The sequence below is a fragment of the Streptomyces colonosanans genome (assembly GCF_001866645.1).
Taxonomy (GTDB): Bacteria; Actinomycetota; Actinomycetes; order Streptomycetales; family Streptomycetaceae; genus Streptomyces; species Streptomyces colonosanans.
This window is the reverse complement of the sequence record NZ_MLYP01000062.1, coordinates 18479-30066: the sequence shown is the minus strand read 5'-3', so window position 1 is coordinate 30066 and position 11588 is coordinate 18479. Positions and strand designations below refer to the sequence as shown.

The following is an 11588-nucleotide window of genomic DNA, read 5'->3' as shown; positions in this document are numbered from 1 at the left end:
AGCTCTTCGAGCAGGGGGTACCCCCACTCGCCGGGTACGTCCAGTACGAGAGTTTCCGTCCGGCACGCCGGTGGGGGCACCGCCCGCGCGAGCGAAGCCGAGCGTGGGGGAACGCACCAGACGCCGCTCCTTAACGGGCAAACGTTGCCTGCCGCGGCACTAGCAGCTCGGTACCGAGTCCTTCCCCTTCTCCAGCGCCACCAGCGCGTCGACCGCGCTCTTCAGCGTGGTCACCGGGATCAGGCGCATCCCCTTCGGCAGTTCCGCCTTCGCGTCGGAGCACTCCGCCTTCGGGACCAGGAAGACCGTCGCACCGTCGCGGTGGGCGGCCTGCGTCTTGAGGGAGACGCCGCCGACCGCACCCACCCGGCCGGACGCGTCGATCGTGCCCGTACCGGCGATGGTGCGGCCGCCCGTGAGATCGCCGCCGTGGCCGTCGCCCTGCAGCTTGTCGATGATGCCGAGCGTGAACAGCAGGCCCGCGCTCGGGCCGCCGACGTCCGCGAGCTTCATCGTGACCTTGACGTTCTTGTCGCTGAGGTCCAGGTAGTTCAGCGCCGCCCGGGTCGCCGCGTCCTGGGACTGCTTCATCTGCTCGGTGTTGTGCTGCTCGATCTCCTTGAGCGTGTTGCCGCTCGGGTAGACCGCGTCGCGCGGCATCACCGCGCGGTCCGTGCGGAACCAGCCGTCGATCACGTCGCCGAGAAAGACACGCACGTCCGGGCCCGTCGCCACGATCGTCGTCATCCGCAGCTCGCCCTTGGTCGTGCGGGTGGGCGCCCCGCTGATCGTGATCACGGGGGCGCCCTTGTTGGTGCCCAGGACGTTCCCCGTCATGCCGGGCTGCGCCACGGAGAACGGCAGCGGCGCGAACGCCGCCGTGGCGAGCAGGGCCGCGACGGGCAGGGCGCAGAGGGCGACGGCCTTGGGGCGCGAGAGGCGAGAGAGCACGAAGTCAATCTAACGCGAAGACGTCACCCTCCGGCGGGCGCCGGTCAGCCCCGGTACAGAGCTGACGTGACGAAGCCGAGGTGCCAACGGCGAGCGTGAGCGTGTACCAGCCGTCCCGGGACATGTCCGTGGCCCTGAAGCCCTCGGCGAAGGCCTCCGTGAAGACATCGCGGACGGCGCGGCGCCAGCGCAGGGCGAGAGCCGGATCGGTGGCGCGCAGGGCGACGATGTCACCGGGTACGCGGCACCACACCTGCCGCCCGTCGCGGGCGCGCAGGGCCAGCGGGGCGCCGTCGGGGGCCAAGGATGTCCCCCCGGCCCCGCCCCAGGGAACGGTGACGGATGCGGCGGCACGGTCGCCGCTCCCGTACGGCCGCCGGGGCGCCGTCAGGTCCCAGGTCACGGTCAGCCGGTCGCTCTCGTCCCCGTCGTTCACGCCGTCGGCCATCGGGCCGTAGAAGTCGACCAGGTACTCCGTGCCGGTCGCGCCCAGCTTGACCAGGTTGAAGCGGGCGTTGCGGGCGACCAGCGGGTCGAAGGTCCAGCGCAGGGTGCGGGCGCCGTGCTCCAGGGCCCAGGCGCGCTGTGCCTGCTTCACGGCGTACCCGACACCGTGGTCGGCCGCCGCCACCAGGGAGTACGCGGCCGCGGCCGCGGGCGGTCCGAAGACGGCGACGCAGGCCCCGGCGAGCCGGTCCCCGTCGGCGGTGTACGCGGCGTGCACGGCCCCGCCGGCGTGCACCAGGCTGTGCAGTTCCTCCGCGGGCAGGGGCGGGGCCTGCCGCGGGGTCCGCCAGACGTCGCTGAAGAAGTCGGCCACGGCGGCGATACCGGTGACGTCGCGCACGGTACGGAGGTGGACACCCGCGGCGCGGGCGGCCTCGTCCGCGAGCCGCGCCGCCCGCTCCTGGACAGGGGACAGGTCCGTCTCTGCTGCCATGGGTCGAGTCTGCCCCGTCACGGCTGCCCGAAATACCGGGCGAGCGGCCGGAATTGAGCGAGGATGCGCATCCTCGGGTGACGGCGTACGACGCCGAAGGCCGAGCAGGATCAGCGCAGCGCCTCGGCCACCTCCCGTGCCGCGTCCACCACCCGCGGCCCCACCTCGTCCGGTATCGAGTCCGAGAACAGCACCACGCCGACGCTGCCCTCGATCCCGGTCACCCCCAGCAGCGGCGCCGCCGCCCCGCTGGCGCCGGTCTCCAACTCCCCGTGTGTGAGCGTGTATCCGGGCTCGGTGACGTGCTGCCGGCGGGCCGTGAGGATCGCACGGCCGGCGGCTCCCTTGTCGAGCGGGTGCCGGAACCCGGCACGGTAGGCCACGTGATAGTCGGTCCACGTCGGCTCGACCACGGCGACGGCCAGCGCCTCCGCCCCGTCGACCACCGTGAGGTGCGCGGTCGCCCCGAGGTCCTCGGCGAGCGCCCGGAGCGCGGGCAGGGCGGCCTCCCGTACCAGCGGATGCACCTGGCGGCCCAGCCGCAGCACACCGAGCCCCACCCGGGCGCGGCCACCCAGATCGCGGCGTACGAGAGAGTGCTGCTCCAGGGTGGCGAGCAGCCGGTACACCACGGTCCGGTTCACGCCCAGCTTGTTGGACAACTCGCTGACGGTCAGCCCGTGGTCGGTGTCGGCGAGCAGCTTGAGAACCCTGAGACCTCGATCGAGCGTCTGGGAAGTCTCCGCGGTCACGACGCCCACTCCTTCAGTGGTGAGGTCGGCGGCCCTTCTCTGCGGATGTGCCGCCGGGGCCCGTCGGCGACGCGCCAGAGGCCGCCGATCGGCTGGCGGCCCGGGGTGATTCCCGGACTCAGTCGCTACACGGCTGCGCTCCGCGGCGACGCTGCCACGGGGCGTGTGCGTAGCGTGACAGTAGCGAGCCGGTTCGCTCAGCGGAAGGCTCCGTCCAGAATCCGGTCAGTGGCCGGTACGGACTACTTCGGTTTGCGGCGGTATGGAAAGGGGCGCGGGGCTGTGACAACGCGCTGCATCGCCATACGGGCGCGACGCGCCGCCCAGGCCCCGCGCCCGAAGGACGACCGCTGCCCTCCGTGACCCGGCACCGGCTCGGGCACGGCATCCGGCGTCAGCGCATACGCGTGGCCCACTCCTGGACCTTGGCGATCCGCTGGCGCAGCTGTCCTGCCGTGCACTCGGCGCTCGGCGGGCCGCCGCACACGCGGCGCAGTTCGGTGTGGATGACACCGTGCGGCTTGCCGCTCTGGTGGACGTATGCGCCGACCATCGTGTTGAGCTGCTTGCGCAGCTCCAGCAGTTCCTTGTGCGTGACCACGGGCCGCCGCTCGGCGGGCAGTTCGAGAAGGTCGGCGTCCGTGTCCGGCTTCTTGCGGCTGTGCGCGATCTGCCGGGCCTGCCGCTTCTGCAGCAGCAACTGCACCTGCTCGGGCTCCAGCAGGCCCGGGATGCCGAGGTAGTCCTGCTCCTCCGCGCTGCCCGGGTGGGCCTGCATGCCGAACTCGGCGCCGTTGTACATGACCCGGTCGAAGACGGCGTCGGACTCCAGCGCCTCGAACGGCAGCATGTCCTGCTCGCCGGTGTCCTCGTCCTGCTGCTTCTCGGCCTCCTGGAGGAGCTTCTCCTCCTCCGCGTAGGGGTCCTCCTCGCCGTCCTTCTTCGGCTTGTCGAGGACGTGGTCGCGCTCGACCTCCATCTCGTTGGCGAAGGTCAGCAGATCGGGGACGGTGGGCAGGAAGACGGACGCGGTCTCGCCGCGCCGCCGGGACCGTACGAAGCGGCCGACGGCCTGGGCGAAGAAGAGCGGGGTGGAGATGGTCGTCGCGTACACCCCGACGGCGAGCCGGGGCACGTCGACGCCCTCGGACACCATGCGCACCGCGACCATCCAGCGGTCGTCGTTGCCGCTGAACTCGTCGATGCGGCCGGAAGCACCGGCGTCGTCGGACAGGACGAGGGTCGCCTTGTGCCCGGTGATCTCACGGATGAGCTTGGCGTAGGCGCGGGCCGCCTCCTGGTCGCTGGCGATGACGAGAGCGCCCGCGTCCGGAATGGCCCTGCGGACCTCGGTCAGCCGCTGGTCGGCGGCGCGCAGCACGCTGGGCATCCAGTCGCCGCGCGGGTCGAGGGCGGTGCGCCAGGCCTGGCTGACGGCGTCCTTGGTCATGGGCTCGCCGAGCCGGGCGGCGATCTCGTCGCCCGCCTTGGTGCGCCAGCGCATGTTGCCGCTGTAGGAGAGGAAGATGACCGGCCGCACGACGTTGTCGGCGAGCGCGGAGCCGTACCCGTAGGTGTAGTCGGCGGCGGACCGCCGGATCCCGTCGTTGCCCTCCTCGTACGCCACGAACGGGATGGGATTGGTGTCGGACCGGAACGGCGTACCGGTGAGGGCGAGCCGGCGGGTCGCGGGCTCGAACGCCTCCAGACAGGCCTCGCCCCAGGACTTGGAGTCGCCCGCGTGGTGGATCTCGTCGAGGATGACGAGGGTCTTGCGCTGCTCGACGCGGTTGCGGTGCAGCATGGGCCGGACGCCGACGCCCGCGTAGGTGACGGCGACTCCGTGGTACTCCCGGCCGAGGGGTCCCGCGCTGTACTCGGGGTCGAGCTTGATCCCGACCCGCGCGGCCGCCTCCGCCCACTGCTTCTTCAGGTGCTCTGTCGGCGCGACCACGGTCACCTGCTGCACGACGTGGTGGTGCAGCAGCCAGGACGCGAGCGTCAGCGCAAAGGTCGTCTTGCCGGCGCCGGGGGTGGCTACGGCGAGGAAGTCACGCGGCTGCTCCTGGATGTACTTCTCCATCGCACCCTGCTGCCAGGCACGCAGCTTGCTGGCGGTGCCCCAGGGGGCGCGACCGGGGAAGGCGGGAGAGAGATGGTGGGAGGAGGCGGTAGTAGTCACGGTCTCCGGTTCGTTGTGCTGGGCTCGGCTACGTATGACAACCGGGCCACCCTACCGGCGGCCCGGTGGTGCCAACGCGCGAACGGCGCGGGGTCACTCGGGGATGGGGCTCAGGTCACATGTGCCTCGTGCAGCGCTCTCGGACGCCGGGCGACCAGGTCCACGCCGCCGAACTCCCGGCCGCCTCAGGAGTGGACTTTCACCCTCCGTGTGACCCAGACCCCGGCCAGCGCCACCCCCGCCATCGGCAGGAACACCGCCGCGAACGCGGCCGGATGCGCGGCGGAACCGGTGGCCGTCGCCGTCGTGTGGGCCACCGCGCCGCCACCCAACGCGGCGAAGGCCGCGCCGCCCGCCGCCAGGAGGAGGACGTTGGAGAGGGCGTCGGAGATCTGCAGGGCCGCGGAGTTGGTGCCGGCCTCCTCGGGGGCGGACAGGCGCAGCAGCAGCACGCTGGTGGAGGCGATGACGAGGCCCATGCCGAAGCAGCCGAACGCCCAGACGACGGCGAGCGTCCAGACCGGGACGGCGTCGAAGAGCACGCTGGGCGCGGCGGCGATGGCCGCGGTCACCAGCACCATGCCGAACGTCATCAGCCGCTCCCGGTACGACGCCAGGCGCGGCCGGGACTGCACCCACGAACCCAGCGCCCAGGTCACCCCGCCTGCCGCGAGCGAGAACCCGGCCAGTGTCGGGGAGAGCCCGCGCTGGGTGACGAGCATCAGCGGCACGAAGGACTCCGCGGCGATGAACGAGCCCGCCGCGACCCCGCGCAGCAGCACCACGGACGGCAGCCCGCGCGCCGCCCGGTACGTGCCGCGCGGCAGCAGCCCCCGTGCGGCCGGCACCAGCAGCGCGACGCCCGCCACCCCGGGCAGCAACGACCACCACCGCAGGTCCTGCGCGGCGTACTCCAGCAGCCCGGCGCCGAGCGAGATGCCGAGGGCCAGCCGGATGCGCCGCCGGTCGAAGGAGGTCTGCTCAGCGCCCTCCCGGGTGCCCTCCCCCACCGGACCGGACGCCCGCCGCCGTATCTGCGGCAGGGCGATCACCAGTGGGAACACCACGAGCACCGGGATACCGAGGAACACCCAGCGCCAGCCGAAGTGCTCGGTCACCGCACCCGAGGCGAGCGGGCCGACGATCGACGGAACGACCCAGGCCGCCGCGAACGCCGCCATGATCGCCGGGCGCAGCCGCTCGGGGTAGGCCCGGCTGACGACGACGTACAGCGCGACGATCACCAGCCCGCCGCCGAGCCCCTGCACGGCACGCCCCGCGATGAACACCCACATCGTGCCCGCCGTCCCGGCCAGCACCAGCCCGGCAGCGAACGCGCCGATCCCCGCGGTCAGCGGGCCCAGCGGACCCCGCTGGTCCGACCACTGCCCGGAGAACACCATGCCGAACAGGCTCGTCGTGAAGAACCCGGAGAACGCGAAGGCGTACAGCGACACCCCGTCCAGCTCCCGCGCGGCGACCGGCATCGCCGTCCCGACCGCCGTCGCCTCGAAGGCGATGAGCAGAACGACCGAGACGATGCCGACACTCAGAACCCGATACGGCCGGCTCAGGACGCCGCCGGTGCGGTCGTCGCCGTGGTCGTCGACAGGAACGGGAGGAGCGTCGGCGACATCGCTGTCGCTGTCGCTGTCGCGGGGTTCGAGGGCAGCCATGCGGACAGAGTAAGGGGCTCTGCCGGGACAAGCTCCTGTCGGGAGACGGTGACGGACCCGGACCTTGGTCCTACGCCTCCCGCGTCATACGGGGTCGTATTACACGGCGTACGGCAGCCGTGTCGCAGTACCCGCGGCCGTCCTGGGCCACGGGCACCGCCGCACGCTCACTGCGTCGTCACCACCGCCGCCTGCGGACGGATCGGCAGGCGGTTGACCGGGCGGCCCGTCGCCGCGCGTACCGCCGACGCGATCGCCGCCGGGGAGGTCACCACGGGCACCGCGCTGACCGACTTCGCCCCGAAGGGTGCGACCACGTCCCGTTCCTCGACCAGCTTGACGATCCGGATGTCGGGCGCGTCCAGGGCCGTCGGGAGGGAGTAGCCCGTCAGGTCGGGGTGGCGGACCATGCCGCGCGCCGTGCGCAGGTTCTCCGTGAGCGCGATGCCCACACCCTGGGTGACGCCGGCCTCCACGCGCGCGGCGAGCTGCGCCGGGTTCAGCACCCGGCCCACGTCCTGCGCCAGCGCCACTTCCACCACCCGTACCGAGCCGATCTCGACGTCCACGTCCACCACGGCGCGGATCGCGCAGAACGCCAGCCCCACGAAGGCGTCGCCCTGGCCCGTCTCGTTCAGCGGTTCCGTCGGGTGCGGGCGGCACTGTGCCGTGGCCCACAGCTCCTTGCCGTCCAACGCCTCGGTGACCGTGGTCGACAGCACGCCGTCGTACGAGGTGATCTTGCCGTCGGTGATCTGCAGCAGCTCGGTCGACATGCCGAACTTGTGCGCGAGGGGCTGCAGCAGTTGCGCGCGGACCATCTTCGCCGCGCGTTCCACCGCGCCGCCCGACACCCAGGTGTGGCGGCCTCGGCAGCCCGCGCCCGCCGGCGGCTGGTCCGTGTCGACCGGGGCCACGTACACCTCGTCGATACCGAGCGTCTCCTGGACGATCTGCCGGGCCAGCGTGGTGAAGCCCTGGCCCGTCTCGACGGCCGCGCACAGGACCGTGGCCACACCGTCCTGGACCTTCACGGTCGCCGTGGAGACCTCGTCCGTGCCCTCCGCGCCGAGCATGTGGACCATGCCGAGGCCGTAGCCGACTCCGCGGCGTACGGCGCCCGGTTCGCCCGCGCCCTCGAGCCCGCCCGGCAGCAGCCACTCCTCCTCGGGGGTGTCCTTGGGCAGCGGGGGCAGCGGGTGGTCCCGTACGGCCTGGAGCAGTTCGGCCACCGGCGCCGGGCAGGTCACCGTCTGGCCGGTCGGCAGGATGTCGCCCGTCGCCATGACGTTGCGCGCCCGCAGCTCCGCCGGCTCCACGCCCAGCTTCTTGGCGAGCTTGTCCATCTGGGCCTCGTACGCCGCGCACACCTGCATCGCGCCCTCGCCCCGCACATGGCCCGAGGGCGGGTTGTTGGTGCGGACGGCCCAGCCCTCGATGAAGGCGTTCGGGACGGCGTAGGGGCCGCAGGCGAAGGACACCGCGGCGGCGAGCGCCTGCGAGGAGGTGTCCGCGTACGCGCCCGCGTCCAGCAGGATCTGCGCCTCGACCTTCACCAGGTTGCCCTCGGCGTCCGCGTGGTGGCGGTAGCGCAGGAGGGTGGGGTGGCGGTGGACGTGGCCCAGGAAGGACTCCTCGCGCGTCACGGTCAGCTTGACCGGGCATCCCGTCCTCAGGGCGAGCAGTCCGAGCGGGATCTGGAAGCCCTGGTCCTCCCGGTCGGCGGTGGCCCCGGGCACCCCGGTGACGACGATCTTCACCCGCTCGGGTTCCAGGCCGTAGACGGCGGCGGCCCGGTCGCGGTCGGTGTGCGGATCGGTGGAGGCGAGGTACAGCTCGACCCCGCCGTCGGGGCGGGGCACGGCGAGACCGGCCTCCGCGCCGATCGGGGCGGGGTCCTGGCGGCCGATGCGGTACTGGCCCTCGACGACGATGTCGCCGACCGCGTCCGGATCGCCGTGGCTCAGCGGGATGTGGCGGATCAGATTGCCGTCGGGGTGCAGCGGTTCGGCCTCGAAGGCCTGCTCGGGGTCGGTCACCGGGTCGAGCACCTCGTACTCGACGATGACGGCGGCGGCGGCCATGCGCGCGGTGTCCGGGTGGTCGGCGGCGACGGCCGCGATCGGTTCCCCGTGGTGGCGTACGACCTCGGAGGCGAACACCGGGCGGTCGGCGACGCCGCGGCCGAGGAGCGGGCTGCCGGGCACGTCCTCGTGGGTGACGACGGCCCGGACGCCGGGCATCTCGCGCGCATGGCTGGTGTCGATGGACAGGATGCGCGCGTGCGGGTGCGGTGAGCGCAGCACGGCGGCCCACAGCAGGCCCTCGGCCCACAGGTCGGCCGTGTACGGGAAGGTGCCCTCGGTCTTGGCGCGGGCGTCCGCGGGCGGCAGGGAGGCGCCGAGGCCGTGCGGCAGCGGCTCGGGGGCGAGTGCGGCCGTCTCAGTGGTCGCGGTGGCGGCTTCGTTGCTCACGCCTGGCCTCCGTCCTGGCCGTACGGGTGCTCGTTCAGGGCCGTGTCGTCGAACGCGGAGGGGTGGACACCGCCCGCCCCGGGGGCCGCCTGGTGCGGGATACGGACCTCCTCGGCGTCCTGCGCCGACTCGGCCTCGGCGTGCGCCCGGCGATCGGCGACGACCTCGCGCACCGCGTCGAGGACCCCGCGGTAACCGGAGCAGCGGCACAGATTGCCGCACAGTGCCTGGCGGGTCTCCCGTTCGTTGGGCGCAGGGTTGCCCTCCAGCAGGTCGTGCACGGTCATCGCCATCCCGGGGATGCAGAAACCGCACTGAACGGCGCCGCACCGGTCGAGCGCTCGCTGCACGTCCGAGGGCTGCCCGTCGACGGCGAGGCCCTCGACCGTGCGCACGTCGCTGCCCGCGGTGGTGACGGCGGGCACCAGGCAGGAAGCGACGAGCCGGCCATCGACCTGGACGTTGCAGGCGCCGCACTCGCCCTGTGAGCAGCCGTCCTTGGCTCCGGCGAGGCCGAGCCGCTCACGCAGCACGTACAGCAGCGACTCGCCGATCCAGGCGTCGGTGACGGGTCGGTCTGCGCCGTTGACACTCAGGACGTACGAGGCCAGGGGGTGTTCGTCGGGCCCGGGAGTCTGTTCGGGTCCGGGAGCCTGCTCGGGCTCCGGCTCGATCGCGTCGGCCTCCGCCTCCGGTGCCGGGCCGGGCTCGGCGGCGGACGGTGCGGGGCCGGGCTGGGCGGCGGACAGTGCGGGGCCGGGCTCGGCGGCGGACAGTGCGGGGCCGGGCTCGGCGGCGGCCACTGCAGGGGCGGGCTGGGCGGCGGCCGGTGGGGAGGCCTCTGCCTCCTCCGCGCCGGGCGGGACGGCGGGCTCGGACGGCTCCTGGTCGGCCTCGGGTGCCTGCGGAGCGCCACCGGCCCGCATGTCCTCGTACGGCCCGCCGGACGGCTCTCCCGGGGCCTCGGCGGGGGCTTGTGCGCGGTCCGCCCACGGCTGTCCTGGCACGTCCGCGGCCCAGGGCGCGGGCGCGCCGCCCGGCAGGGTCGCGGGCGAGGTGACGCCCCACTGCCCGGTCGTCGGCGGCGTGCTGAACTCGCCCGGCTCGTCCGGCAGATCACCGTCCACCACAGGAGCCGGCCACGGTCCCGTGACCTCGTGACCGGCGGCGGGGTCCGACCGGGCGGGCGCGGACTCCTCGAAGCTCCACTGTCCGCTCGTGCCGGGGTCGTAGGTGAACCGGTCACCGGTCCCCTGACCGGAGGCGGTGTTCGCGTCGGGCCACTGGGCGCTCCCGGCGGCCGGGGGCCAGGTGCCGCCCGCCGCCGGGTCTATGCCTGTGTCGGGGTGGGCGTCCGGAGTGAACGACGGGGGCACGAAGCCGTGGCCCGGCGCGGCCAGCGGGCTCTCGGAGGCGAGAAGGGCGTCGATACCGCCCTCGGGGAACTGGACGAAGGCCGTGGCTCCGTCGTCGTAATCCCCTTGCGGCAGCCGCTCCCAGGAGCCGTGGGCACCCTCCTGGGGCGCGCCCTCCCGGTGCTGGTCGTCGGTCACGACAGTGCCCTCCCCAGTGCTCGTCGGGCCAGCGCGGCAACGGTGCGCCGCAGGTGCAGTACGGCGGGCGGAAGCGGTTGCACGGTGCCGTCCTCCGCCGGTTCCGGGTCGGGGATACAGGCCGCGGCGACGTACTGCCCGAAGGCGGCGAGCGCCTCCGGGACGATCCCGCGGTCGTTGTCCCAGTCGATGAGCTGGGCGACCCACTGCTCGGCCTCCAGAGGGCGCAGCGGCATCGGCGCTATGGCGCCGACCGCGCAGCGCACCCCGCGCCGGGCCGGGTCGAGGACGAGCGCCACGGACGCGATCGCGCGTCCCGGGCCGGTGCGTCCGGTCGCCTTCAGGAAGACCTGGGGGGCGTGCAGCAGCGGTACGCGTACGTAGCCGATGAGTTCACCGGCGCGCAGCATCTCCATGCCCGCGAGCAGGTGCGAGACCGGGATCTCCCGGCGGGCACCGCCGGAGCCCGCGACGATCAGCGTGGCCTCCAGAGCGGCCAGCACCGGAAGCGCGTCCCCGGTGGGCGCGGCCGAGGCGATGTTGCCGCCGAGGGTGCCCGCGTTGCGGATGTGCGGCGGTCCGGCCGCGCGTGCCGCCGCCGCGAGGGCGGGGATGAGTGCGGCGAAGTCGGGGCGCCCCATGCGGGCATGGGTGAGACCGGCGCCGAGCAGCGCGTGGCCGTCCTGGTACTGCCAGCCGCGGATCTCGCTGATGCGGCCGAGCCCGACCAGCGCGGCGGGCCGCAACTGCCCGGAGTTGACCGCGGCCATGAGGTCGGTGCCGCCCGCCACGGGAACGGCGGCCGGCATGGCGGCGAGCGCCGCCACGGCCTCGTCCAGCGAGGCGGGCAGGGTCACGGCCTGCGCCGCCCGCGGTGCCTGCGTGGTCAAACCGGCTGCCCCTTCCCGCTACCCCACCTGGTCCCCACCTGTGTTGCCGTACGGTACGTGCTGACAGGGCGGACGTGGCAACTCTGGCACATCTTCCCCCACCCCCGACGCGGGGGTCCGCTAGGAGGCATTCGCCCGCCTCACCTGAGTGATGGTCCGCTTTGCCACGA

Annotated in this window: 8 protein-coding genes; all 8 read right to left on the bottom strand. The window is 73.4% G+C overall.

Annotated features, from left to right (window positions below; translation table 11 throughout):
* Positions 1 to 159: 159 nt before the first annotated feature.
* The 8 genes from BIV24_RS24185 to BIV24_RS24150 all read right to left on the bottom strand — a co-directional run bounded on the left by BIV24_RS24185 (position 160) and on the right by BIV24_RS24150 (position 11418).
* Positions 160 to 951 carry a S16 family serine protease gene (locus tag BIV24_RS24185; protein ID WP_071368536.1) on the bottom strand — a complete coding sequence of 264 codons (792 nt, stop codon included), beginning with the start codon at positions 949 to 951 and terminating at the stop codon, positions 160 to 162.
* A 4-nt stretch (positions 952 to 955) separates the two neighbouring features.
* Positions 956 to 1891, bottom strand: a complete 936-nt coding sequence (locus BIV24_RS24180; RefSeq protein ID WP_071368535.1) for a chorismate synthase — start codon at positions 1889 to 1891, stop codon at positions 956 to 958.
* 110 nt (positions 1892 to 2001) lie between these two features.
* The gene (locus BIV24_RS24175; RefSeq protein ID WP_071368534.1) at positions 2002 to 2643 is read right to left on the bottom strand and encodes an IclR family transcriptional regulator; all 642 of its coding nucleotides are present in this window, start codon (positions 2641 to 2643) and stop codon (positions 2002 to 2004) included.
* 394 nt (positions 2644 to 3037) lie between these two features.
* Positions 3038 to 4825 carry a DEAD/DEAH box helicase gene (locus tag BIV24_RS24170; RefSeq protein WP_071368533.1) on the bottom strand — a complete coding sequence of 596 codons (1788 nt, stop codon included), beginning with the start codon at positions 4823 to 4825 and terminating at the stop codon, positions 3038 to 3040.
* Between the two features lie 185 nt (positions 4826 to 5010).
* A complete protein-coding gene (locus BIV24_RS24165; protein WP_071368532.1) occupies positions 5011 to 6501 on the bottom strand; it encodes an MFS transporter in 1491 nt (496 codons plus the stop codon).
* A gap of 167 nt (positions 6502 to 6668) precedes the next feature.
* Entirely contained in the window at positions 6669 to 8975 is a 2307-nt protein-coding gene (locus tag BIV24_RS24160; RefSeq protein WP_071368531.1) for a molybdopterin cofactor-binding domain-containing protein, read from the bottom strand.
* The gene (locus BIV24_RS24155) at positions 8972 to 10528 is read right to left on the bottom strand and encodes a 2Fe-2S iron-sulfur cluster-binding protein (RefSeq protein ID WP_071368530.1); all 1557 of its coding nucleotides are present in this window, start codon (positions 10526 to 10528) and stop codon (positions 8972 to 8974) included. The genes BIV24_RS24160 and BIV24_RS24155 overlap by 4 nt, the downstream gene beginning before the upstream one ends.
* A complete protein-coding gene (locus BIV24_RS24150) occupies positions 10525 to 11418 on the bottom strand; it encodes an FAD binding domain-containing protein (protein WP_071368529.1) in 894 nt (297 codons plus the stop codon). The genes BIV24_RS24155 and BIV24_RS24150 overlap by 4 nt, the downstream gene beginning before the upstream one ends.
* Positions 11419 to 11588: the final 170 nt, after the last annotated feature.

What these genes read in the sequence shown, in the direction of transcription:
- BIV24_RS24165 (WP_071368532.1), bottom strand. Translation starts at nt 6,501, where the DNA reads ATGGCTGCCCTCGAACCCCGCGACAGCGACAGCGACAGCGATGTCGCC.
- BIV24_RS24180 (WP_071368535.1), bottom strand. Translation starts at nt 1,891, where the DNA reads ATGGCAGCAGAGACGGACCTGTCCCCTGTCCAGGAGCGGGCGGCGCGG.